Raw genomic sequence first — 23,894 nt, forward strand, 5'->3', positions numbered from 1 at the left:
CGGGTGACAGTGGGGCGGGCCGCCGGTCGTGGCGAACGAACCGGCGGCCGGCCCGGGTTGGTGAGGATCAGTTGGCGAGGTCGTCGACCGTGGCCGACTCGTTGCGCGACAAGTTGATTCCGAGGTTGGCCGCAGCGCGCTCCAGGTCCTCGTCGTCGGTGTCGTGCATCTCGATGGCGGCACCGTCGGAGCTGAGGACCTCGACGTTCAGGCAGAGCGACTGAAGTTCCTTCAGCAGCACCTTGAACGACTCGGGGATACCCGGCTCCGGGATGTTCTCGCCCTTGACGATCGCCTCGTAGACCTTCACGCGGCCCACCACGTCGTCCGACTTGATGGTGAGCAGCTCCTGCAGGGTGTAGGCGGCACCATAGGCCTGCATCGCCCAGCACTCCATCTCACCGAAGCGCTGACCACCGAACTGCGCCTTACCACCGAGCGGCTGCTGGGTGATCATCGAGTACGGACCGGTCGAACGGGCGTGGATCTTGTCGTCGACCAGGTGGTGCAGCTTGATGATGTACATGTAGCCGACCGACACGGGGTACGGGAACGGCTCGCCGGAGCGACCGTCGAACAGCGTCGCCTTGCCGTCGCCGTTGACCATCACCTCGCCGTCGCGGTTGGGGAGCGTCGAGGACAGCAGTCCGGTCAGCTCCTCCTCACGCGCACCGTCGAACACCGGGGTGGCGGTGTTGGTGTCGGGCTCCGCCGAGTACATGTCCTCGGGGAGGTTCGACGCCCACTCCGGCACGCCCTCGGCCACGTTGATGTTCCAGCCGGCCTTGGCGATCCACCCGAGGTGGGTCTCCAGGATCTGGCCGATGTTCATACGACGCGGCACACCGTGGGTGTTCAGGATGATGTCGACCGGGGTCCCGTCGGGCAGGAACGGCATGTCCTCCTGCGGGAGGATCTTGCCGATGACGCCCTTGTTGCCGTGGCGACCGGCGAGCTTGTCGCCGTCCTGGATCTTGCGCTTCTGGGCGACGTACACGCGGACCAGCTCGTTGACGCCGGGCGCGAGATCGTCGTCGTCGTCGCGGCTGAACACGCGCACGCCGATGACCTTGCCGGTCTCGCCGTGGGGCACCTTCAGCGAGGTGTCGCGGACCTCACGGGCCTTCTCACCGAAGATGGCACGCAGCAGGCGCTCCTCCGGGGTCAGCTCGGTCTCGCCCTTCGGGGTGACCTTGCCGACCAGGATGTCGCCGTCGCGGACCTCCGCACCGATGCGCACGATGCCGCGCTCGTCGAGGTCGGCGAGGACCTCGTCGGAGACGTTCGGGATGTCCCGGGTGATCTCCTCGGCACCGAGCTTGGTGTCGCGGGCGTCGATCTCGTGCTCCTCGATGTGGATCGAGGTGAGCACGTCCTCTTCGACGAGACGCTGGCTCAGGATGATCGCGTCCTCGTAGTTGTGACCCTCCCACGGCATGATCGCCACGAGCAGGTTCTTGCCGAGCGCCATCTCACCGTTCTCGGTGCACGGCCCGTCGGCGAGGACCTGACCGGCCTCCACGCGCTGGCCCTCGTCCACGATCGGACGCTGGTTGGCGCAGGTGCCGTGGTTCGAACGCGCGAACTTGCGCATCCGGTAGGTGTCACGCGTGCCCTCGTCGGACATGACGGTGATGTAGTCGGCCGAGACCTCCTCCACCACACCGGTCTTGGACGACACGATGACGTCACCGGCGTCGACGGCGGCACGGAGCTCCATGCCGGTGCCGACCAGCGGCGACTCGTTGCGCACCAGCGGCACGGCCTGACGCTGCATGTTCGCACCCATCAGGGCGCGGTTCGCGTCGTCGTGCTCGAGGAACGGGATCATCGCGGTCGCGACCGACACCATCTGACGCGGCGAGACGTCGAGGTACTCGACATCGGTGGCGCCCACGAACTCCACCTCGGAGCCCTTCTTGCGCACCAGCACACGCTCGTCGGTGATACGGCCGCTGCCGTCGAAGTTGGTGTTGGCCTGACCGATGAGGAAGCGATCCTCCTCGTCGGCGGTCATGTACTCGATCTCGTCGGTGACGACACCGTCGACGACCTTGCGGTACGGGGTCTCGATGAAGCCGAACGGGTTGACCCGCGCGTACACCGAGAGCGAACCGATCAGACCGATGTTCGGACCCTCAGGGGTCTCGATCGGGCACATACGGCCGTAGTGCGACGGGTGGACGTCGCGCACCTCGAGGCCGGCACGCTCACGGCTCAGACCACCCGGGCCGAGCGCCGACAGACGACGCTTGTGGGTGAGACCCGACAGCGGGTTGTTCTGGTCCATGAACTGCGACAGCTGGCTGGTTCCGAAGAACTCCTTGATCGCCGCCACGACGGGACGGATGTTGATCAGGGTCTGCGGGGTGATCGCCTCGACGTCCTGGGTGGTCATGCGCTCACGCACGACACGCTCCATACGCGAGAGGCCCACGCGGATCTGGTTCTGGATCAGCTCGCCGACGGTACGCAGACGACGGTTGCCGAAGTGGTCGATGTCGTCGACCTCGACGGGCACCTCGACGCCACCGGGCACGGTCATGTAGGTGACCGTGTGCGGATCGGCCTCGTGCAGACGCACCAGGTACTCGACGGTCGCGATGATGTCCTCGCGGGTCAGGGTCGACTCGCCGATCATCGGGTTGGCCGTCAGGCCCAGCTTCTTGTTGACCTTGTAACGGCCCACGCGAGCGAGGTCGTAGCGCTTGTCCTTGAAGAACAGGTTCTCCAGGAGGTTCTCCGCGGACTCCTTGGTCGGCGGCTCACCCGGACGCAGCTTGCGGTAGACCTCGAGGAGCGCCTCGTCCTGGTTGGCGGTGTTGTCCTTCTCCAGGGTCGACATCATGATCTCGGAGAAGCCGAAGCGCTCGGAGATCTCCTCGGTGGTGAAACCGAGGGCCTTGAGCAGCACGGTGACCGGCTGACGGCGCTTGCGGTCGATACGCACACCCACGGTGTCGCGCTTGTCGACGTCGAACTCCAGCCACGCACCGCGACCCGGGATCACCTTGACGGTGTGCAGGGTCTTCTCGGTGGCCTTGTCGATCGCGGCGTCGAAGTAGACGCCGGGGCTGCGGACCAGCTGGCTCACCACGACACGCTCGGTGCCGTTGATGATGAAGCTGCCCTTGTCGGTCATGATCGGGAAGTCGCCCATGAAGACGGTCTGCGACTTGATCTCACCGGTGTTGTTGTTGATGAACTCAGCGGTGACGAACAGCGGCGCCGCGTAGGTCATGTCCTTGTCCTTGCACTCCTCGACAGAGGCCTTGACCTCGTCGAAGTGCGGCTCGGAGAACGAAAGGGACATCGACCCGGAGAAGTCCTCGATCGGGGACAGCTCGTGGAGGATGTCCTCCAGCCCGCCCGTCGGGTTCTCGTCTCCGCGGGCGATCGCCTTGGCGCGCCACTCCGGGGACCCGACGAGCCATTCGAAGGAATCGAGTTGGAGGTCGAGGAGGCCGGGAACCTCCAGCGGCTCGCTGATCTTTGCAAACGACGCGCGATGCGGCGCGCCGGGGATTGTTGAGGTGGACTGGCGGTTGACTGCCAAGATGCGTCCTTCCAACACGACGTTATTCACAACCTAGATGTGCGGTGGCTTGATGGGCCGTTCGCTGGTGACACCCTGAGATCGGCGATCACCGCAGCACACACAGCTAAGAGTGGCCGTAGAAGGATCGGTAGATGGACAGGAGGCAGCCAGCGCAACGTCCAACTGTAGCAGAAAATAGACGTACTTTGTCAAGCCCGTCAAGAAGCGATTTCGCACGGGTGGCTGCCTGCACGTCGACCGCTGGTCACAGCCTGGCCCGACAACGCCCAAACGTCAAGCGGTACGCGCCAATTTCGCCAACTTGTCCCGCGAGTCACCCGTCCACATGGCGCTCACGCGGCGATCAGAAGGGCTCGACGCCCTGGATCCGCCACGTATCCCCCTCCTTGACCATCGCGAACTGGACACGCGGGGCGAGACTGTTGGTGGCGATGCTGTTCTGTGTCTCGCTGATGATGAGGTTCGCGATGACCGTCGCACGCGCGCCGTCGCCTGCGCCGGACAGGTTGGTGACGCCGACCGCGTCGACCCGGCATTCGGCTCCCGACTTGGTCTGGGTGATCAGGTCGCGCTGGGTCTTCAGCGACTCGTCGAATTCCTTGCGCGCATCTCCGGTGAGCGCGTTCTGGGCGCGTTTCGCCCAGCCGCCGAGGTCGGTGTGCTCGTGTCCCCACACCGCGCAGATCTGCTCCTGCGACTGGCCGATGAGCTCGGTGGTGGCGCTCTGATCGACGAACGCCCGGTTCTCCCCGAGGCCCGGCCGGAAGGCCAGGATCACCGCGGCGACGCCGAGCAGCACGGCCACCCCGGCCAGCATCGCGGTCAACAGCAGCGGATTGCGCTTCTTCGCCGGTCCCCGCTCGGGGGCCGGCCGAGACGGCCCAGAACCGGTCGACGACGGACCGTCCGCGCCTGTCTGCGTTCCGCTGGGACGCAGGGTCGAAACCCGCGACACCGGGCGGGTCCTGGTCGTGGGCGGGGTGGGTTCGGCCCCTTCGAGGCCCGGCGTCTCCGCTCCTCGCTCCTCAGCGGGCACGGAGACTTCCGCGTCGTCGGACTTCGACAGGGACACACCGGATTCGGTGGCCACCTCGTCGGCGTCCGAACGCGCGGCACGAGTGTGTCCGGCGACCTTCGGCGTCGGACGTCGCTTGCGCGGGGGCTGGTTCGGGGTCGGTGCCATCAGTTTCCGCCTCCCGTCGCGGGCGCCTGGCCGGCGTCGGCGTACTCGATGCCCTCGAGACCGGCGACGTTCTCGGCCTTCCAGGTGTCTCCCTCACGGGTCATGCTGACCTGGAAGCCGCGCGTCTGGTCGACGTTCGGCTCCCCGGCGCGCTGGAGAGTCGTGAGGACGTAGACGAGGACCTTCGCCTTGCCACCCTCGTCGTCGACCTCGCTCGGCGCACTGCGCAGCAGCCGCGCACTGAGCTTCGCGGTGTTCTCCCCCGCCTCGGCGAGCACGTCGAGGACGTTGCCGGTCTCGCCGGCCTTCTCGTCGCCGGCCTTCTCATCGCCGTCCGTCGCGTCGCCGAGGACCTCTTGCTTGGCCTTGCCGGTAAGCGAACCCTCCGCGCGCTGACGGAAGTCGTCGATGTTCGCCGGGTCGATCGTGGTGATGTTCAGGACGGCCTGCTCGGCTGCCTGGGTCGCCTCGTCGCGCGCGTCCTTGGTGGCGTACGCACCCATGGCCTGGACACCGAAGACCGCCACGCACACGAGTGCCGCGATCACCGCGACCACGGACAGCGCGAGTAGTCCCACGCGGGTCGTCGTCGAACCCGAGGAATCCGGGGTCTCGGGGCCGGTGATTGTCGAGGTGCCAGTCATAGCAGAAGACACTGTATAGATCGCTCCTGAGCACAGCCTAAGTCCCGATCGGCCCGCGCTGGGCGGGGCGTCGGGCTCGGCAGGCCGCGCGTCGTTACTTGGGCCGCACGCCGAGCAGCGCACTGAGCTGCATGGCGAGCGGGTTGAGGTTCAGCTTGTCCGGGTCCTTCTTCGGCGTGTTGTCCCACGGCTGCGGGTACGCCGGGTTGGCGTACTGCGCACGGTCGGCGCCGCGCACACCCGTCGGGTTCCCGAACGGCACCTTGCATCGGGCCTCGGTGTTGAACGGGAACTCGTCGTAGTGGACGTCGAAGTTCGGGTTCTTGCGCTTCATCTCCGCGATGATCTCCTGGGTCCCCTCGTAACCGCGGGTACACGAGGCCGGGTTGTTGGTCTCCAGGACGATACCGAAGTGGATCTGACCGTCACCGGGAGCCGGCGAGTAACTGCCCGCAGACAGTGCCGACAGCATCGCGAACGTCATCGACGTCGTGTAGGTGACCGGCTCGATCGTGCGCGCCACCTCGGCGAGATCCTTCACCACCTTGGAGATGTCGTTGCCGTTCTTCTGGATCAACTCGGAGATCTGCGTCGCCGACAAGGTGCCGGTGGTCAGCAGCCGGCGCAGATCCGGATCCGACGACGCCAGGGTCGCGGTGATCAGGTCGAGGTTGCGCGACCAGCTGAGGATTGCGTCGGACTGGTCGGCCTGTGTCGCCAGGACGACGTTCGAATCCTGGATCAGCCCGACCACCTCGCTCAGGTTGTCGACGCCGGCCCGCGAGAGCTTGCCGAGGGAATCGACGAGCCGGGTGAGGTTCTCCCCCTGGCCGTTGAATGCGTTACCCAGTTCGGTGATGACGGTGTGCAGGTCGTCGACCGGGATCGACGAGGTGAAGTCGACCGCGGACTTGACCACGTCCTCGAGCGGCTCGGGCAACCGCGATTCCCGGATGGTCGAGCCGTTCTCGAGATAGGGCCCCGACGCCGAGGTCGGCTGCAGGTCGACGTACTGCTCACCGATCGCCGAACGCGATGCCACCACGGCCACCGCCGACGCCGGGATCTTCGGTCCGCCCGAGTCGAGCTCGAGCTTGACGTCGACACCCTCCTGGGTGAGGTCGAGCGCACCGACCCGGCCGACCGGCACACCCAGGTAGGTGACCTCGGCGTTGGTGAAGATGCCGCCGGAGGCGGGCAGCTCGGCGGTGACGGTGTACATGCCGACGCCGACCAGCTTGTCCAGCCGTGCGTACTTCGCGCCGACGTAGGCCAGTGCGACGAGGCCGACGATGACGAAGGCGATCAGCTGGATCTTGACGAGCTTGCCGATCATCGTCCTGCTCCTGTCGGTGACTCAGGGGCCTGGGACTTGGGGGCCAGACCCATGGCCGCGAGCGGGCCGTCGAGAACCCCCTGGCCGGGCGCCGCCGGTACGGGCGCCGAGGCCGGGTAGGTGCCACCCGACGGTGGGGTGTTGGGTCCCGGCCGTGAGTTCGGGGCCGGCGGGAGCAGCGTGATCGTCGGCCAGCCGTACCGCGGCCCGTTGCCGTTGTAGTACGGGTTGCGCGGATTGACCGGCACCTTCACGCGGGCCGGCGGCGAGTACTTCGGTGTCCCCTGCCCGACGCCGAGGGCCTCGAGCTGGTTGAGGATGCGCAGGTCCAGCGTCATGAACAGATTGGCCGAGTCACCGTGGAAGCCCGGGAGGACCCAGTCCGGGAACGGGAGCGTCAGCATCAGCGGCGCCGCGGTGATCAGGTCCGGTGCGGCCTTGGTCAGCTCGCTCAGGATCGGCCGCAGCGCCTTGAGATCGTTGATCAGCGCCGTGCGGGACTTGCCCAGCACATCGGTACCGACCTGACCGAGCTGATCGAGCTTGGTCAGCAGGTCGACGAACTGCGGTCGCTGTTCCTCGAGCACCTCGATGCCCTCGGGGAGCTGCTTGAGGATGCGGTCGATCTGTGCGGTCTGCTTCTCGGTCCGTGCGGACAGATCCGCGAGACCGTCGATCGCGGCGACGATGTCGTCGCGCTGACGATTGAGCCCCGCGATGAGTTTCTCCGTCTGATCGATCAGGCTGCGCACCTCGTCGGTACGGCCGCCGAGCGTCTTGTTCAGCTCCGAGACGATCGGCTGCAGCTGGTTGATGCCACCGCCGGTCAGCAGCAACGCCAGGGCTCCGAGAACCTGCTCGATGTCGGTCGCGGTACGCGTGCGGTCCACCGGGATCGGCTCGGCGGGATTCTGCCGCGGCGCGTTCGCGCTGTTGTCCGGATCGCTCAGCGACACGAACTTCTCACCGAGAAGCGAGGTCTGTTGGACGCTGGCCTGCGCCTCGTCGGACAGGTCGACGTCGTTCTGGACCTCGACGGTGACCTGCGCGAACCAGGCGTCGTTCGGCACCTCGACCTTGGTGACGCGCCCGACGGGGATGCCGTCGCGTTTGACCATCGACTGCGGCACCAGGTCGAGCACGTCGTCGAACTGGATCTTGTATGTGCGCGGGCTGCTCCCGGTGTCGACGCCGCCGGGCAGCGGGATCGACTGGATGCCGCCGGACATACAGCCCGACACCATCACGGTCAGCGAGAGCGCGGCGCCGGCCAGGGTGGTCCGCACGGAGCGTCGGTTCATCAGTTGCCTCCCCGGGGTCGCGGGGCACTCGAGCTCGGTGACGGCTTCGTCGACGGGGTCTTCGTCGCCGACGGTGCAGGCGTGTTGATCTGCGGGTCGGGGTTGCCCGGAACCGTGCCCGGAACCGGTGCCTTCTGCAGCTTGTTGTTGCTCATGATGCCGAAGGGCAGCACCGGTAACACCGGCTCGAGCACCCCGTCGGTGATCTGCTTGCCGATGGCCTCACATTGGTTGATCAGCGGGCGCAGAGTGTTGCTGAACTGCGTGAACTGCGGGTTGCCCGGCATCAGCGCGCCCAGATCGAGCAGGCGGCACTGCGCGCCGATCAGGTCCTGCAGCTCCGGGATCGTCAGACGCAGGGCCAGCGTTCCCGACTCCGCGTCGTAGGCGTTGATCAGGTTGTTCATGGCCACCGGCAGGACCGTCAGGACCTCTTTGAGGTTGTTCTTCTCATCGAGCAGCGCTTGCGTGGTCGGCTGCAGGTCCTTGACCGTCTCCCCGATCTGCTCACGGTTGTCGGCCAGGAAGCCGGCCACATCCCCGAGCGCGATCGACAACTTGTTCAGCGCGGCTGCGAGTTGTTCGCGCTCACCCGCGAGGAACCTGTTGAACGACGCCATCTGGGTGTTGAACTGCCGCACCTGGGCGTCGTTCTCGCGCAGCGCGCCGACGAAGGTGTTGAGGCCCTTGACGGTGTCGAAGAGGTTGTTCCGCGAATCGCTCAGCGTCGTGGAGGCCTTCGACAGGTTCTCGATGGCCTTTCCGAGCTTCTCGCCGTTGCCGGCGAGGTTCTCGGCGCCCGTTGCGACGAGTTCACTCACCGCGCCCTGGCGTCCGGTGCCGTCGGTCTTGTTCGCGCCGTCGGGCCCGAGGGCGTCCGACAGTTCCTTGACGCTGGCATAGAGCTCGTCGACCTCGACCGGGACCATGGTCTGGTCCTCGTTCAGGGTGATGTCGCGACCGGCCTTCGGGCCTCCCGAGTAGGCCGGGGTCAGTTGCACGAAACGGTCGGCGACGACCGATGGGATCATCTGCACGGCACGGACGTTCTCGGGCAGCGTGATGCCGCGGTCGACCGTCATGGTCACCTTCACCGTCTCACCCTGCGGCGTCACCGAATCGACCTTGCCCACGGCCACGCCGAGGATGCGGACGTCGGAACCGGAATAGATGCCGACCGAACGTTTGAACGTCGCGGTGATCTTGGTGGTCCCGATCGCGGAGAACACCCACCACAGGGCGCCCGCGACGACGAGCGCGAGAATCAGCCCGAGGATGAGCGCGACGATGTGCCGCGGGGTGAACCAGCGGCCGGGGCCGGAGATCTGTGTCAGGTCTGGTGCGGTCATCAGCCTGCCCCCGTTCCGCCGTTGTTTTCCATCGCCGTCTTGTTCGGCGGCCGTGTGGTGTTCTGCTGCGGCAGCGCCGGCGGCAGTAGGTTCACCACGACCTGATCGAACCAACGGCCGTTGCCGAGGACGTTGGCGTACAGGCGGTAGAACGGCGCCATGTTCTTGATCGTGTCGCGGATGTTCTGGTTCTGACGCTGCAGCAGCTCGTTCACGCCCTTCAGCGCGTCGAGCGCCGGGCCGATCTGCTCCTCGTTGTCGCGCACGATGCCGGTAAGCGAGTCGCCGAGGCTCGTCGTGCTGGCCAGCAGAGCGGAGATGGACTGCTGCCGGTTGTTCAACTCGTCGAGCAGCTGGCCCGCGCCGCCGATCAGGCGCACGAACTCCTCGTTGCGATCGGCCAGGAGCTTCGAGGTGTCCTTGGTCGCGGCGAGGAGCTTCTGCACCTCCTGGTCGCGGCTGGCGATCGTGTTGGACAACCGCGCGAGACCGTCGAGCGCGGGTCCGGTGTTGCCGGCCGTACCGGAGAAGGCATCCGACAGCACGCGCATCGACTCGGCCAGCTGATCGTTGTCGAAGTCCTCGATCTGCTGCGCCGCACCCGAGAACGCCTCGATGACGTCGTAGGGCGAGACCGTGTCGGTGAGCGGAACGTCGGGGTCGGCCGGTTCACTGCCACGCGGGTTCAGTCCCAGGTACTTCTGCCCCAGGATCGTCTTGATCTGGATCGATGCCTGTGTCTGGTCGCCGATCCAGGTGTTCTCCACCTTGAAGCTGACGTCGACGCGGTCGCCGTTGAGCTTCACGCTCTCGACCTCGCCGACCTTGACGCCTGCCACGCGCACCTCATTACCCGCCCTGAGTCCGGCGGCCTCGGTGAACTGCGCGGTGTAGCGGGCGCCGGCGCCCAGCAGCGGAACCTCGGTCAGGTAGAAGGCACTGAGTCCGAGCATCAGGAGGATCAGGACACCGATGGCGCCGATGCTGACCGGGCTGCGTCGTCCGCCGAAGCGGCGATGCGGGTGCTGCGCCGGCTGCTTCGCGGCGTCGTCGTCGCCGTTGTCGTCGGCGCGGTTGTTCTCGTCTGCCATCGTGGTCACCCCCCTGGCTTCTCGTCAGCCCAGCAACGGGTGGCCGCACTGGTGTAGAGCACGTGATTGATGTCGGGCAGCGGCACCAGCGGCTGTGTCAGCAGCGTCGACTTGCCGTTGCCGGCGACGACGTCGATACCGCACAGATAGAACTGGAACCAGGAACCGAAGGTCGCGGCCCGGCCGACCTTGCGCAGCTTGACCGGGAGGTTGGTCAGCGTCTCCTCGATGTCCTCGTTGCGCTTGTTGATCTCGTCGGACAGCGACTTCAGTCCGGCGATGTCGCCCTGGATCGACGGGCGCGTCGCACCGAGGATGTTCGCGGTCACCGAGGTCAGATTCGACACGGAACTGATCGCCGATCCCACCGAACCGCGTTGCGCGGCAAGCCCGGTCACCAACTTCTCGGTGTTGTCGAGGAGGCTGGTGAACTGCTCGTCGTTGCGGTTGACCGTGTCGAGGACCTTGGTGAGGTTGCCGATCAGCTCACCGATCACCTTGTCCTTGTCGGCGATCGCGTTCGTGAGGTCCGCGGTGTCGCTGACCAGCCGCGTGATCGAGCCGCCCTGACCGTCGAAGACCGCGATGATCTCGGAGGTCAGCTTGTTGACGTCGTCGGCCGACAGCTGTTGGAACAGCGGCCGGAACCCGTTGAACAACTCGGTGAGGTTGACCGGCGGGTGGGTGGAGTCGTCGTCCTCGTCCAACCCGAACGTGTGACCCTGCGACACGGTCCGGGCCGGGTCGCCGGCGCCGCGTTCGAGCGCCAGATACCGCAGGCCGGTGAGGTTGCGATAGCGGATGTAGAGCTGGGTCCCGTCGGGCAACCGGTCGCGGTCGAGGTTGAACGAGACCATCGCCCGGTTGCGGTCGTAGACCTCGACTTTCTCCACCTGTCCCACTCGCACGCCGGCGATGCGGACGTCGTCGCCGGAGTTCAGCAGGGTGGCGTCGTCGAAGACGGCCTTGAACTTCGCGTCTCCGCCGCCGCCGGCGTTCGCGATGGTGATCGCGAGCAGGCTGGTCGTCACGACGGTGACGACCGCGAAGATGATCAGCTTGACCAGGGGCGCGATTATCGACCTCATTTGATCTCGACCTGCGCTCCCTGGAGGGAACCGCCGGCGATCATGGTCACCCAGGTCGGCACCGACTCCGGCGAACGGCCGCTCGTGGCGCCGTAGATGACCTGCAGCTGCTTGCGGTAGTCCGGATCGTCGAACGGGTTGGACCGGACCGATGCGGTACCGGCAGGCACGCCGCTGAACTGCGGCTGCGGCAGCTTCTGAACGTTGCGCGGACCGGCGTTGCGTGACGGCGGCTGGTAGCTGCCGTCGGCGAGACTGCCACCCGGATACTGCGGGAACGGGCGACCGTCGGTGGGGGGCTCGTAGCAGACGGCGGGTGGGTCGAGATCCATGAAGCGGGGTTCGTCCTGGTTCGGTAGATAGCGGCCACGAGGATTGATGAACTGCAGGTTCACCCGCACACCCGGGTTCTTGGTGCCCTCGCCCACGATTCTGCGTGACTCGGGGATCAGACCCACGAAGTTGCGGAACGTGCAGACGAAGGTCGGCGACTGCTTCGCGAGTCCGACGAGCAACTCTTCCGAGTCGACAGCGAGGTCGATCAGGTCGGTGCGGTTCTGGCGCAGCCAGCCGGTGAGGTCGTCGGATGCCACACCGAGGGTCGCGATGAGCGTCCGCAGATCTGCCTGCCGTTCGACGATGGTGTTCGACGTCGTCCGGAACGAGTCCAGTGCGTCGACGACGTCGGGCAGCGCCTGCGAGTAGGTCTGCGAGAAGGTCGCCAGGCCCTCGAGGGTGCCCTCGAGGTCGGGCAGGTTCTTGTTGACCTCGACGAAGATCTGGTCGAGCTCTTCGAGCGTCGTGCCGAGCTGCTCACCGCGGCCCGACAACGCCTTCGACAGCGCGGTCAGCGTGGCGTTGAGATCCTGCGGCGGGATGGCGTCGAGGACCGGAAGCAGCTTGTCGAACAACTCCTGGACCTCGAGTGCGTTGCCGCTGCGATCGGTCTCGATGGTCGCGCCGTTGGTCAGCGTCGGTCCGGTGTTGTCCTCGGGGACCTGCAGCGCCACGTACCGCTCGCCGAAGAGCGTCTTCGGCAGGATCCGCGCGGTGGTCTTGTCCGACAGTTCCTTCGCCTTGTTCGGGTCGAGGCCGAGGATGACCTCGACCGACCCGTCGGGCGCCGGCTTCACCTCACGGACCTCGCCGACGACCATGCCGCGCGCCTTCACGTCGGCGTTCGCGGGCAGCGCGTTGCCGGTGGAGTCGGTCATCAGGGTGACGTCGGTGAAGTCCTGGAACGTCTTGTTGAACTTGGTGATGGTCGCGGTGAGGAACAGTGCGACCACGAGAAAGAAGACCAGGCCGAGCAGCCTTCTACGCAGGACCGACACCGCTAACCTCCCACTCTGACCGTCGTCGTGGTGCCCCAGATCGCGAGTCCCAGGAAGAAGTCGAGGATCGCGATGAGGACCAGTGCCGAGCGGACCGCGTGACCGACGGCCACGCCCACACCTGCGGGTCCACCCGATGCGTAGTAGCCGTAGTAGCAGTGCACCAGGATGATCACGAAGGCGAAGACCAGCACCTTGCCGAACGACCAGAGCACGTCGGCCGGCGGCAGGAACAGGTTGAAGTAGTGGTCGTAGGAACCGCCTGACTGTCCATTGAAGACCGTCGTGACCACCCGAGACGCCAGGTACGCCGACAGCAGACCGAGCACGTACAGCGGGATGACCGCGATGAACCCGGCGATCACGCGCGTCGACACGAGGAACGGGATCGACGGCACGGCCATCGTCTCGAGGGCGTCGATCTCCTCCGAGATGCGCATGGCGCCGAGCTGGGCGGTGAAGCCACAGCCGACGGTCGCGGACAGGGCGAGGCCCGCCACCAGAGGCGCCACCTCACGGGTGTTGACATAGGCCGACAGGAAGCCGGTCAGTGCCTGCGACCCGATCTGGTCGAGTGCCGCATAACCCTGAAGGCCGACGACGACGCCGGTGAAGCCCGACATCAGCACCATCACGCCGATGGTGCCGCCGATCACCGCGAGTCCGCCCGAGCCGAAGGCAACTTCGGCGAGTAGGCGCAGGACCTCACGGGTGTAGTGCACCAGCGTCTTCGGCATCCACGCGAGCGTGCGGCCGTAGAACGACATCTGCTCACCGGCGCCGTCGAGCACCTTGAGTGGTTTGCCCAGCTGTTTGCGGGCCTCGTACATGTAGTACTCGGGCCTGCTCTTGGCGATCGTCACGCCGCCGCCACCATCGGTCACGACTAGCTCCCCTTCGGTGGGACGATCTGCAGGTAGACCGCAGTGATGATCAGATTGGCGAGAAACAGCAGAAGGAATGTGATGACGACGCTCTGGTTGACGGCGTCACCCACACCCTTCGGGCCGCCCTTGGGATTGAGGCCCTTGTAGGCGGCGACGACGCCGGCGAGGACACCGAAGACCGCGGCCTTCAGCGTCGACACCCAGAGGTCGGGCAGCTGGGCGAGGGCACCGAACGACGCCAGGTAGGCGCCCGGGGTGCCGCCCTGCATCACCACGTTGAAGAAGTAACCACCACCGATGCCGATGACGGCGACCAGACCGTTGAGCAGTATCGCGACCAGGACCATGGCCAGCACACGCGGGACCACGAGTCGCTGGATGGGGTTGATGCCCAACACTTCCATCGCGTCGATCTCCTCGCGGATGGTGCGCGAACCGAGGTCGGCGGCAACCGCCGACCCGGCCGCACCCGCGATGAGGAGCGAGGTCACGAGTGGTGACCCCTGCTGGATGACCACCAGCACGCTGGCCGCACCGGTGTACGACTCGGCGCCGAGTTGTTTGATCAGCGAACCCGTCTGCAAGGAGACGATCGCGCCGAACGGAATCGCGATCAGGGCGGTGGGCAGGATCGTCACACTGGCGATGAACCACGCCTGCTGGATGAACTCCCGCCACTGAAACGGGCGCACAAAGGTCTGGCGTGCAACATCGACGAAGAGCTGAACGATATTGCCGGTCTGGGCTAGGGCGCCTGTTCCGGCCTGCGCGATTCGGTCGACGCCACGCGTGGTGGCATTGGTCATCCCTGGATCGTCCGCCCTTCGTTTGCGTCTGAAGCACGATGACTGGGCTTGGTCAGTGCGTCGCCGCCACCGGGCGTCTGCCACTGCTCTGTCGGCGCATCGCTGCCGCCGTAGTCGATCACGTCGGTCTTGGCGTCGGCGACGGCCAGGTTCCCGGAGGAAGCGCTCGTCCACTCGTTGTCCCCGCTGTGGCGTCCGTTCGCCACATCCTCGGCGTGGGCGCGGCTCTCCTCGCGGATCTGGTCTTCCTGCTCCTGGCTGCGACGGATGGCCTCCTGCGCGTTCTGCGGCAGGTCAGGCATCATCGCGTGGACGCGCTCACGGTGACGGGCGATCGCCTTGCGTTCGGGCATACCCGGATTGGGCTGGACCTGCGGGATGATCTCGGTGAAGTCCTCCTTGGTACCACCACCGGAGATACCCGCGGCCTGCATGGCCTCTTCCTGCTTCTGGACGGCCTCGTCCTTCTCCTCCGACATACCGATCGGACCGAACCGGTCACCGGAGAGGAACTGCTTGACCACCGGCTGCTCCGAGGTCAGCAACTGCTCACGCGGACCGAACATCACCAGCTCCTTCCGGAACAACATGCCGATGTTGTCCGGGATCGTGCGGGCGATGTTGATGTTGTGCGTCACGATCAGGATCGTCGCATCGATCTGGGCGTTGATGTCGATCAACAACTGCGAGATGTAGGCGGTCCGCACCGGATCCAGACCCGAGTCCGGCTCGTCACACAGGATGATCTGCGGATCGAGCACCAGCGCGCGCGCCAGGCCGGCACGCTTGCGCATACCACCGGAGATCTCACCGGGAAGCTTGTCCTCGGCACCGGTCAGACCGACCAGATCGATCTTCTCCATCACGATGTCGCGGACCTCGTTCTCCTTCTTCTTCGTGTGCTCACGAAGCGGGAACGCGATGTTGTCGAACAACGACATCGAACCGAACAGGGCACCATCCTGGAACAGCACACCGAACAGCTTGCGGATCTCATAGAGCTCTTTGGCCGAACACTGCGTGATATCGGTGCCATCGATGATCACCGACCCCTGCTCGGGATGCAGCAACCCGATCAACGTCTTCAAGAACACCGACTTACCGGTTCCCGACGGACCGAGCAGTGCAGATACCTCTCCCTCCGGGAGGGTCAGCGTGACATCACGCCAGATATTCTGCGAACCAAACGACTTTGTGAGCCCCTCGACACTGACCTCAACACCCACAACTTCCTCCAGACGATCGCTGCCCCCGAAGGCGGCCACGGTGTGACCGCACACCAACCGGTGGCATTTGTGGTTGGGGTCACTGTAACCGACCAGCGACCGCTCACAGAGCGACCGGCACCCTCAGCGTTGGCAGCGGCGGAAGCTACCGGCAGGTAACCACGCCGCGTCGATGACATTAGCTGATGTTAAGTGGTGAGGAAAGTCGGACACCGACCCCGTTGTGACGCCCGACGCAGAGTCCCAGGTCACTCCGGGAGTGTCCGTTTCGGGGACGCATTGAACGGAGATGACGCGTCGTGCGTCCAATCCCCATGACATGGTTCCCGACCGATCGATACGGACTCATACGGCGCGAATCGACGCTGCGGGTCGGCATCAGCGACGACACCGTCGCGGCGGCGGTGGACAGCGGGGACTTGATCCGGTTGGCCCCCGGGGTCTACTTGGAGGCCGATCCCGACGCTGCCGATTCCACCGCGATCCATCGGCTGCAGTCCATCGCAGTGGCGACCTCGGCACGTGATCGCGGCAAGGCGACGCTGAGCCATGATTCGGCGGCAGCCGTCCTCGGGCTCGAACTACTCCACCCCGACCGCGAGGCTGTCCATCTCACCAAGAAGTCCACCGCGGGCGGTTTCGTCCGCGGCCATCGGCACGTACACAACGGCCCGCTGACATCCGGCGACATCAAGATGGTCGACGGGATCGAGGTGACCACGCTCGACCGCACTGCGGTCGACATCGCCACGAACGGCAACTTCGCGCAAGCACTGGTGGCCTTCGACCGAGGACTGGCGATGAAGGCCGATTCATCCGTCATGACGGCCATCCTCGACGCGCGTCTACGGCGACCCGGGACCAGCACCGCACGACGAGCCCTTTCGCTCGCCGACGCGTCCTCAGAGGGCGTCGGGGAGTCGTGGAGCCGCGCCCAGATGATTGCAGCCGGGCTCCCTCTTCCCCGTCTCCAGCACACGTTCCAGACATCACAGGGCGAGGCGCGGGCGGACTTCGACTGGGAGGGTCGGCTCGTCGGTGAGTTCGACGGGATGCAGAAATACGGTCTGCGCCCCGGAGAAACCCCGCGCGAGGCATTGATCCGCGAGAAGCGGCGCGAGGATGCCCTCCGGGCCATGGGAATCATGGTGGTCCGCTGGACGTGGGCCGAACTCGAACGCGAAGAGCTGGTCGGCCTCCTCAGACCCTGGCTCATGAAGTTGGGGCTCACTGCCGCCTGAGCGCATCACTCCCAGACTTCATTTCGACGTTGCGACTTCGATCGAGGTCGCAACGTCGAAATGAAGTCTGGGAGTCAGGCCAACACAGCAACGAGCCCGGGACAGCAATGCTGTCCCGGGCTCGTGAGTCGCGTAAGAAGAGTCTTACTTGACGGAGACCTTGGCGCCGGCCTCTTCGAGCTTGGCCTTGGCAGCCTCGGCGGCGTCCTTGTCGACCTTCTCCAGGAGAGCCTTCGGAGCACCCTCGACGAGGTCCTTGGCTTCCTTCAGGCCCAGACCCGAGACGACCTCGCGGACGACCTTGATGACCTGGATCTTCTTGTCGCCGGCACCCTCGAGGATGACGTCGAACTCGTCCTGCTCGGCAGCAGCCTCGGCGCCACCGGCAGCCGGTGCGCCGGCAGCGGCAACGGCGACCGGAGCGGCCGCGGTGACCTCGAAGACCTCTTCGAACTTCTTCACGAAATCGCTGAGCTCCAGCAGGGTCAGTTCCTTGAACTGATCGATGAGCTCGTCAGCGGTGAGCTTCGCCATGGTGGCGTCCTTCCTGTAAGTCCCCGTACGGGGTTGGTGTGCATCCCCGTACGGTTCGGGGATTGGCTTGGTGCGGCGAGTTATTCGCCGGCTTCGTTCTTCTTCTCCTGCAGGGCCGCTGCGAGACGCGCGACCTGCGATGCCGGCTGGTTGAACAGGCCGGCTGCCTTAGCCAAGTTGCCCTTCATGGCACCGGCGAGCTTGGCCAGCAAGACCTCACGGGTCTCAAGGTCGGCGATCTGCTCGATCTCGGCAATGGACAGCGCGCGGCCGTCCATGTACCCGCCCTTGATGACCAGAGCCTTGTTGTCCTTGGCGAAAGTCTTGATCGCCTTCGCGGCCACAACCGGCTCACCTTCGATGAAGGCAATCGCGGTCGGACCGGTGAACAGCTCGTCGAGCCCTTCCACGCCCGCTTCAGCAGCGGCACGCTTCACCAGGGTGTTCTTGGCGACGGAGTAGGTTGCACCCTCACCGAGGGAACGTCGCAGCTGGGAGATCTGGGTGACGGACAGACCACGGTATTCCGTGATAACCGTCGCCGTGGAGCCCTTGAACTGCTCTGCGATCTCCGCAACAGCGGCGACCTTTTCGGACTTGGCCATACTTCGCCTCCTCTCCTCGTCACTTGAGTTGGTCGGGTTCAACTGAGCGACGGGCCGTGGAGGCGATCGAGGGCTGAAATGACAAACGCCCCGGCGCGCAGGCACGGGGCGTGAAGACGCACACACGTAATGTGTGGGACAACATTCCTCGTTCATCCTGCGTGGGCCGGCGACTTCGTCGCGCCTTCGTTCGGGAGTTCCCGACGACCAACGGTCTCTGGTTGAACCGATACGACGCACGGGTGTGCATCACATCGACGATTAGGCTACGTGGTCGTGGGGCAACAATCCAAATCGACCGAGGTGCACGACCCCAATGAGCGCGCGCAGGCCGCCATGGACGCCATCGCGGCGCGCCACCTGCAGCGCGCGTTCGGGTTGCCGACGACGCGCACGGCGGCCGTCGCCTGGCCGATCGGATTCGTCGCGGCGCACCTCGGGTCCTGGCACTACTGGTGGCACGCACATCTGGTCGATCTGCTCGTCGACGCCGCGATCCACCGCGTCGAGGGCGACCGCTCGTTCGATCCGCACATCGCCGACGAGGCCAACCGGGTGTTGCGTGGGATCAAGGTCCGCAACCTCGGGCGGTGGACCAACAACTACTACGACGACATGGCGTGGCTGGGCCTGGCGATCGAACGCGCCGACCGTCACCTCGACCTCGACCATCGGCGGGGCCTCGACGTCCTCACCCGACGGATGCTCGACGCCTGGGCCCCCGAGGACGGCGGCGGTATCCCCTGGCGCACCACCGACCAGTTCTTCAACGCGCCGGCGAACGGTCCCGCGGCCATCCTGGTCGCCCGCACCGGCCACGTCGAACGCGCCGTCGCGATGTGCGACTGGATGGACGCCAACCTCATCGACCCGAAGACCCACCTGGTCATCGACGGCCTGAAGAAGGAGCCCGACGGTTCACTGAAGGCCGAGACCGGCACGTACACCTACTGCCAGGGCGTCGTACTCGGCGCCGAACTCGAGGTCTTCCGCGAGACCGGTGAACAGCGTCACCTGGACCGTCTGGCCCGACTCCTCGGGGCCGTCGAGAAGCACTCGTGCACCGACGGGGTGATCAACGGCGGCGGAGGCGGCGACGGTGGCCTGTTCCACGGGGTTCTCGCCCGCTATCTGGCGCTCGTCGCCACCGATCTGCCCGAGGTCGGCGGATCGGATGAACTGCGCGCCCGGGCAGCCCGGATCGTGACCTCGAGCGCCGACGCGGCCTGGGCCAATCGCACAGAGATCCGCGGGCACGTCGTCTTCCCCAGCGACTGGCGCCGCAGGGCCGTCGTACCCACGGCTTCCGGCAAGAAAGCCCAGTTCGTGGCGGGTGCCGTGACACCGTCGGAGGTCCCCGAACGTGACCTGTCGGTACAGTTGTCGGCCTGGATGGTCCTCGAGGGCGCCGCCGCGATCGACCTGTCGCTGCCCGAACGTGATCGTTCGTAGATCTCCGATGGTCAAACCGACGCCACCCGGTTAGCCATCCGATACCGAAGCTGAGCTATTCTTCAGCGAACGTGTGAGGTGACCTGGAACACACCGGATCCCAAGCAGTCGGATCCGGCCTGGCGCCCACGACCGACACGACGGGGCGTCGGTGTCCACCCGGCCATCTCGACCAGCAGCACACACGGTGTGGCACCCCACCCCAGGCAGGGTGATGCACCATGACGTATCAGCTGGATCCCGCGGAACGACGCGCACGCCCGGTTCCCTCGCCACTTCCCTCGCAACGCATCACCGAGGCGCCCCATTTCGGCACCCTCCCCCTCGGCGACCCCACGGGTGGCGCCGACGCCATCCGCTGGCGTGAACAGGTCGATGGCAAGCAGTTGTACCCGCGCGTGGTCATCGATCGTGACGTCTCGATCACCATGAGCGACGGTGTCATCCTGCGTGCCACGGTGATCCGTCCGGCCAATCGGTTCGGGCAGACGGTCCTCACCCCCTATCCCGCAATCATCAACATCAACCCGTACAACCGGGCCGCCATCGACTTCGTCGACCAGGCGTTGCATGCACCGGTGCTCGGCAAGGCACTCCACACCGCCTCGGCCTCGATCGACGCCACCGGCACTGCACTCGAGGGCCTCACCACCCTCACCCAGACGTTGTCCGGCGGGGTCTTCGACGTCTTCGGCATCAACCGCAACCTGGTGCGCAGCGGCTACGTACAGGTCGTCGTCGACGTACGCGGCACCGGCGCCAGCCACGGCAAGTGGCAGATCCTCGGCCCGCGTGAGCAGCAGGACTCGGTGGAGATCATCGACTGGGTCGCCGAGCAGGAATGGTGTGACGGAACCGTCGGGCTGGCCGGCTGGTCGTATTCGGCGATCAACTCGCTGCAGGCCGCGGACAAGCGACCGCCGCAGCTGAAGGCGGTCTTCGCGGTCGAGGGCTGCGACGACATCGTGCGTGACATCTACATCACCGGCGGCATGCCGTCGGCGTTCATCCCGGTGTGGTTGTCGGCGGTCAACATGCTCAAGTGGGTTCCCAACCCCGCCAACATCGTTCGTGACATCGTCAGCGGCCACGCTCTGCGGTGGGCGATCGACCGGGTGAAGTCGCCGGCCACCGAGATCCCCTCGCTGCTCTGGGGTTTCCTCACCGCGCGCGACACACGTATCTTCGACGACCCGTATTTCGACGAACGCGACCCGATCGTCGACCGCATCGAGGCCCCCACGTTCACGGTCGGCGCATGGCACGACCTGTTCGGCCGCAGCGCCACCGGTGTCTACGAACGACTGAGGATGGAGCCCGGCCGCAAGCAGATGATCGTCGGCGACGGCTATCACCTCGACGTCGGCTCGGGCTACGGCGGCAAGTTCGCGCCGCCGCGACTCGACGTCCTCGAACGCGCCTGGTTCGACCGTTGGCTCAAGGGGCACCGCAACGGGGTGGAGTTCTACGGTCCGGTCACCATGCTGCAGCAGGGCGGCGCGTGGACGGCCGGACAGAACTTCCCGCGGCCCGGCGTGGCGCCGACCCGGCTCTACCTGACGCCGGACACCTCGTCCACCGCCGATCACGCCGTCCACGACGGAACGCTGGGTTCCACTCCCGCACAAAGTGTTTCATCGCTGCACATCCGTCCCGACACCCGCGGCCTACGGTCGCGCGACATGACCCAGGTGACTGCCGGCGCAACGATGATCCTCGGCGCCGACTTCGCCAAGGACGCTCGTTTCCAGGAGCGGGGTGCGCTGTCGTTCACCACGGCACCGGTTCTCGAGGCGACCCCGGTCAGCGGTGCGATGAACCTGCGACTCAACGTCGCGACCACCGCGCACGAGGCGATCTGGGCGGTGACCGTGAACGACGTTGCGCCCGACGGCACGTCGACCGTACTCACCAACGGTGCACTATCGGCGTCGAATCGCGCCCTGGACCGCAGCAAGTCGACGTACGCCACCGACGGCAGCCTGCTGTCGGCGCACCACTACCTGTCCCACAAGCGCAAACTGCCGGTCCCGGCCGACGAACCGGTCCGCATCGATGTCGACCTCGTCCCCACCGACGCGGTACTGCAACCCGGCCACCGCCTGCGCGTGGACGTCTACGCGGCCAGCCTGCCGCGGTACCTCACCGTCGTGCCCGACCTGATCAAGGCACGCGGCCGCAAGCAGCGCCTGGTCCTCGACCCCGCGCATCCGAGTTACCTCACATTGCTCGCCGGCGAGGGGTTGCGATCCGGCCTGGAGGACGCCGCCTCCATCTGACATCCCGATCCTGCGACCAGCCACTTGGGACGAATGTTTTCATCCGTCCCATTGACTCTGCGTCGCCGGAGACCTACGTTTCGATGACAGCCCTGTTCGACACGTCTCCGATCGGAGTGCACGTCCGATGACCACCTCACGGGTCGCCTCCACCGCACCGCAGGCGCCCCCGGGCCCCGCCGCACCGATCCCCCCTGCACCGATCCCCACCGCACCGATCCCCACCGCGACGACGATCCCGACGCGGCACCCCTCGGGTCCGTGCAAGATCCCGGCCGGCCTGTGGGCCGTCGGCCTTCTGCTGGGCCTGCGTAAACCCGACCGAGAACTCTTCCGTCACCTCGGCGAGCTCCTCACCGTCGGCGACGAACCGGCCGATCGCCTGGTCGAGTGGATGCACACGGCCGGGATGACGCAGGCGCGTCCGCTGTTCGAGCAGGCGCTGGAGAACGGCATCGCTTCGGTGACCGACGCCCCGGCTCCGCTCCGCGAGTTCTTCGAGGTCTACGAGAAGACCCCGGACTGGGTCGACCGGGACCTGATCGAAGAGGGTGCCCGGATCATGCGCAGCGGCGGCGCCGACGGTCTGTACGTCGCACGTGACGTCGCGTTGCTGGGCGGCTACCAGTTCTCCGGCTTCAACCAGACCCTGTTGCGCACCGGCGCATTGGAGAAGGGTTCGAACAAGCGCTTTGCCGAGACCACCCAGTGGGCCACCGACGTCATCACCGAGAACGGTTTGCTGCCACAGGGAGTCGGCTATCGATCGACGCTGCACGTCCGGCTGATCCATGCATTCGTCCGACGCCACGTCGCCGCCCTCCCGGACTGGGATTCCGACGCCTGGGGCCTTCCCATCAACCAGACCGACATGGCCGCGACGCTGATCGGGGCGCTCGTCTCGCCCAGCCTCGGAGCGGTGATGATGGGACTCGTCAATCGGCCCGGCGAGTACGACGCCGTCGCACACCTCACGCGGTACACCGGTTGGCTTCTCGGCGTCCGGGACGAGTTCCTGCCCAGGGATTTTCGCCACGCGATCCGTGTGCTCCACCAAACCTCGTACGTCCTCTCGACCCCGGATGAGACGACCAGGCAGCTCTCGGTTCCGATGGCCGACGACCCACTCCAGTGGGACTATTCCCGGTTCGCGGGTCTGCGGCGCAAGATCGCGCGCTCGCAACATCTCTCGATCACCAGCGCATTCCTCGGACGAGGTGCGATGCGCACCCTGGGACTGCCGTTCGTCCTGCCGTGGTATCCGGCGATCCGGTTCCCCGTCAACATCATCCGTTCGATCGCCGCCCAGCGGCCGGGAGGACGGGAGCGGGCCGCGGAGCGTGGGATGGCCGAACAGCGCGAGTTCATGCGGATCATGGCCGGGGGCGATGCGACGATCGGCCATGCGGCCAAGGGGATCACCGGCCACTGAACCCGATCAGCCGATCCCCGAGTCGGCGAGGACGACGCGGAAGACGAACGCCGCCTCGGGTCCGAGGACCAGACCCACGAGTTCGATGAAGGTGAGCACGAAGCCGCGTCCGTGTCCCGGGCCCCTGGAGTCGTCGAGATGATGGGCGAGTTCGTGCAGAACGACCAGCTCCCGTAATGCCCACCGCCCCTCGGCCGACGACGGGATCGCGATCTCGGCGCGCACGAGTTCGTTTCCGGACGCCGTCGTCGACCGGGCGTAGTGCGCCGAGCTCTGACCTCGGCGCTCGCGTACCGACACGGGCTCGGCGGCGCGCGGGAACCGCGATCGTACGCTCGGCAGCTCCAAGACCCTTCGCACGTAGTCACGCACCGCCTCGATCGAGGCGAACCGGGCCTCGGCCGGCAAGGTGAGTTCGGTCCCGGCCAGCTGCACGGTGCGCGACGACGACGCGGTGTCGAAAAGCCGGAACACGAGTCGCTCGGCGTCGTAGTACCGGGCACGCCCGGTGTCACGGGGGCTCACGGCATCACCAATGATGATGAGG

General features: G+C 66.2%; 19 protein-coding genes. 4 read left to right on the forward strand and 15 right to left on the reverse strand.

Annotation, left to right across the window (positions count from 1 at the left end):
- Positions 1 to 67 precede the first annotated feature (67 nt).
- The 12 genes from NWF34_RS18225 to NWF34_RS18280 form a co-directional block, all read right to left on the reverse strand.
- Positions 68 to 3,556: a DNA-directed RNA polymerase subunit beta gene (locus NWF34_RS18225; protein WP_024499811.1), complete on the reverse strand. Its 3,489-nt coding sequence runs from the start codon at positions 3,554 to 3,556 to the stop codon at positions 68 to 70.
- A 346-nt stretch (positions 3,557 to 3,902) separates the two neighbouring features.
- Entirely contained in the window at positions 3,903 to 4,742 is an 840-nt protein-coding gene (locus NWF34_RS18230; protein ID WP_024499810.1) for a hypothetical protein, read from the reverse strand.
- Positions 4,742 to 5,386: a hypothetical protein gene (locus NWF34_RS18235; protein WP_210735179.1), complete on the reverse strand. Its 645-nt coding sequence runs from the start codon at positions 5,384 to 5,386 to the stop codon at positions 4,742 to 4,744. Before NWF34_RS18235 ends, NWF34_RS18230 begins: the two co-directional genes overlap by 1 nt.
- 94 nt (positions 5,387 to 5,480) lie before the next feature.
- Positions 5,481 to 6,722: an MCE family protein gene (locus tag NWF34_RS18240; RefSeq protein WP_137809769.1), complete on the reverse strand. Its 1,242-nt coding sequence runs from the start codon at positions 6,720 to 6,722 to the stop codon at positions 5,481 to 5,483.
- Positions 6,719 to 8,023, reverse strand: a complete 1,305-nt coding sequence (locus NWF34_RS18245) for an MCE family protein (protein WP_024499809.1) — start codon at positions 8,021 to 8,023, stop codon at positions 6,719 to 6,721. The genes NWF34_RS18240 and NWF34_RS18245 overlap by 4 nt, the downstream gene beginning before the upstream one ends.
- Positions 8,023 to 9,372 carry an MCE family protein gene (locus tag NWF34_RS18250; RefSeq protein WP_005199668.1) on the reverse strand — a complete coding sequence of 450 codons (1,350 nt, stop codon included), beginning with the start codon at positions 9,370 to 9,372 and terminating at the stop codon, positions 8,023 to 8,025. The genes NWF34_RS18245 and NWF34_RS18250 overlap by 1 nt, the downstream gene beginning before the upstream one ends.
- Positions 9,372 to 10,463, reverse strand: a complete 1,092-nt coding sequence (locus NWF34_RS18255; protein ID WP_024499808.1) for an MCE family protein — start codon at positions 10,461 to 10,463, stop codon at positions 9,372 to 9,374. The genes NWF34_RS18250 and NWF34_RS18255 overlap by 1 nt, the downstream gene beginning before the upstream one ends.
- A gap of 5 nt (positions 10,464 to 10,468) precedes the next feature.
- Complete coding sequence (locus tag NWF34_RS18260; RefSeq protein ID WP_005199666.1) at positions 10,469 to 11,551, reverse strand: MCE family protein; 1,083 nt, start codon at positions 11,549 to 11,551, stop codon at positions 10,469 to 10,471.
- Positions 11,548 to 12,885, reverse strand: coding sequence for an MCE family protein (locus NWF34_RS18265; RefSeq protein WP_005199664.1), 1,338 nt, complete (start codon positions 12,883 to 12,885; stop codon positions 11,548 to 11,550). The genes NWF34_RS18260 and NWF34_RS18265 overlap by 4 nt, the downstream gene beginning before the upstream one ends.
- Positions 12,886 to 12,887: 2 nt before the next feature.
- Positions 12,888 to 13,769 (reverse strand): ABC transporter permease, encoded by an 882-nt coding sequence (locus tag NWF34_RS18270; protein ID WP_258325708.1) that lies wholly within the window; start codon positions 13,767 to 13,769, stop codon positions 12,888 to 12,890.
- Between the two features lie 2 nt (positions 13,770 to 13,771).
- Positions 13,772 to 14,578, reverse strand: a complete 807-nt coding sequence (locus NWF34_RS18275) for an ABC transporter permease (protein ID WP_005199661.1) — start codon at positions 14,576 to 14,578, stop codon at positions 13,772 to 13,774.
- Positions 14,575 to 15,804 (reverse strand): ABC transporter ATP-binding protein, encoded by a 1,230-nt coding sequence (locus NWF34_RS18280; RefSeq protein WP_258325749.1) that lies wholly within the window; start codon positions 15,802 to 15,804, stop codon positions 14,575 to 14,577. Before NWF34_RS18280 ends, NWF34_RS18275 begins: the two co-directional genes overlap by 4 nt.
- 314 nt (positions 15,805 to 16,118) lie before the next feature.
- On the opposite strand from NWF34_RS18280, the gene NWF34_RS18285 reads away from it, so the two are divergent.
- The gene (locus NWF34_RS18285; protein WP_258325709.1) at positions 16,119 to 17,045 is read left to right on the forward strand and encodes a type IV toxin-antitoxin system AbiEi family antitoxin domain-containing protein; all 927 of its coding nucleotides are present in this window, start codon (positions 16,119 to 16,121) and stop codon (positions 17,043 to 17,045) included.
- Between the two features lie 144 nt (positions 17,046 to 17,189).
- Here the strand turns inward: NWF34_RS18285 and rplL are convergent, their stop codons facing one another.
- Both rplL and rplJ read right to left on the reverse strand, forming a co-directional pair.
- On the reverse strand, positions 17,190 to 17,579 hold the full coding sequence (rplL, locus tag NWF34_RS18290; RefSeq protein WP_005199657.1) for a 50S ribosomal protein L7/L12: 390 nt from the start codon (positions 17,577 to 17,579) through the stop codon (positions 17,190 to 17,192).
- Positions 17,580 to 17,659: 80 nt separating this feature from the next.
- On the reverse strand, positions 17,660 to 18,184 hold the full coding sequence (gene rplJ, locus NWF34_RS18295; RefSeq protein ID WP_006435322.1) for a 50S ribosomal protein L10: 525 nt from the start codon (positions 18,182 to 18,184) through the stop codon (positions 17,660 to 17,662).
- Between the two features lie 276 nt (positions 18,185 to 18,460).
- Between rplJ and NWF34_RS18300 the strand changes: the two genes are divergently transcribed.
- The 3 genes from NWF34_RS18300 to NWF34_RS18310 all read left to right on the forward strand — a co-directional run bounded on the left by NWF34_RS18300 (position 18,461) and on the right by NWF34_RS18310 (position 23,347).
- The gene (locus NWF34_RS18300) at positions 18,461 to 19,636 is read left to right on the forward strand and encodes a glycoside hydrolase family 76 protein (RefSeq protein WP_258325710.1); all 1,176 of its coding nucleotides are present in this window, start codon (positions 18,461 to 18,463) and stop codon (positions 19,634 to 19,636) included.
- Positions 19,637 to 19,857: 221 nt separating this feature from the next.
- Positions 19,858 to 21,915: a CocE/NonD family hydrolase gene (locus NWF34_RS18305; protein ID WP_258325711.1), complete on the forward strand. Its 2,058-nt coding sequence runs from the start codon at positions 19,858 to 19,860 to the stop codon at positions 21,913 to 21,915.
- 127 nt (positions 21,916 to 22,042) lie between these two features.
- Complete coding sequence (locus tag NWF34_RS18310) at positions 22,043 to 23,347, forward strand: oxygenase MpaB family protein (RefSeq protein ID WP_258325712.1); 1,305 nt, start codon at positions 22,043 to 22,045, stop codon at positions 23,345 to 23,347.
- A 6-nt stretch (positions 23,348 to 23,353) separates the two neighbouring features.
- Here the strand turns inward: NWF34_RS18310 and NWF34_RS18315 are convergent, their stop codons facing one another.
- The gene (locus tag NWF34_RS18315) at positions 23,354 to 23,872 is read right to left on the reverse strand and encodes a TIGR04338 family metallohydrolase (protein WP_258325713.1); all 519 of its coding nucleotides are present in this window, start codon (positions 23,870 to 23,872) and stop codon (positions 23,354 to 23,356) included.
- Positions 23,873 to 23,894 lie beyond the last annotated feature (22 nt).

This window comes from Gordonia sp. GONU (genome assembly GCF_024733855.1).
Taxonomy (GTDB): domain Bacteria; phylum Actinomycetota; class Actinomycetes; order Mycobacteriales; family Mycobacteriaceae; genus Gordonia; species Gordonia amicalis.

Bases quoted from the DNA above. Each gene is read 5' to 3' on its own strand.
- NWF34_RS18230 (WP_024499810.1), bottom strand. From the start codon at position 4,742: ATGGCACCGACCCCGAACCAGCCCCCGCGCAAGCGACGTCCGACGCCG.
- NWF34_RS18235 (WP_210735179.1), bottom strand. From the start codon at position 5,386: ATGACTGGCACCTCGACAATCACCGGCCCCGAGACCCCGGATTCCTCG.
- NWF34_RS18240 (WP_137809769.1), bottom strand. From the start codon at position 6,722: ATGATCGGCAAGCTCGTCAAGATCCAGCTGATCGCCTTCGTCATCGTC.
- NWF34_RS18245 (WP_024499809.1), bottom strand. From the start codon at position 8,023: ATGAACCGACGCTCCGTGCGGACCACCCTGGCCGGCGCCGCGCTCTCG.
- NWF34_RS18250 (WP_005199668.1), bottom strand. From the start codon at position 9,372: ATGACCGCACCAGACCTGACACAGATCTCCGGCCCCGGCCGCTGGTTC.
- NWF34_RS18255 (WP_024499808.1), bottom strand. From the start codon at position 10,463: ATGGCAGACGAGAACAACCGCGCCGACGACAACGGCGACGACGACGCC.
- NWF34_RS18260 (WP_005199666.1), bottom strand. From the start codon at position 11,551: ATGAGGTCGATAATCGCGCCCCTGGTCAAGCTGATCATCTTCGCGGTC.
- NWF34_RS18275 (WP_005199661.1), bottom strand. From the start codon at position 14,578: ATGACCAATGCCACCACGCGTGGCGTCGACCGAATCGCGCAGGCCGGA.
- NWF34_RS18285 (WP_258325709.1), top strand. From the start codon at position 16,119: ATGACATGGTTCCCGACCGATCGATACGGACTCATACGGCGCGAATCG.
- rplL (WP_005199657.1), bottom strand. From the start codon at position 17,579: ATGGCGAAGCTCACCGCTGACGAGCTCATCGATCAGTTCAAGGAACTG.
- rplJ (WP_006435322.1), bottom strand. From the start codon at position 18,184: ATGGCCAAGTCCGAAAAGGTCGCCGCTGTTGCGGAGATCGCAGAGCAG.
- NWF34_RS18305 (WP_258325711.1), top strand. From the start codon at position 19,858: ATGACGTATCAGCTGGATCCCGCGGAACGACGCGCACGCCCGGTTCCC.
- NWF34_RS18310 (WP_258325712.1), top strand. From the start codon at position 22,043: ATGACCACCTCACGGGTCGCCTCCACCGCACCGCAGGCGCCCCCGGGC.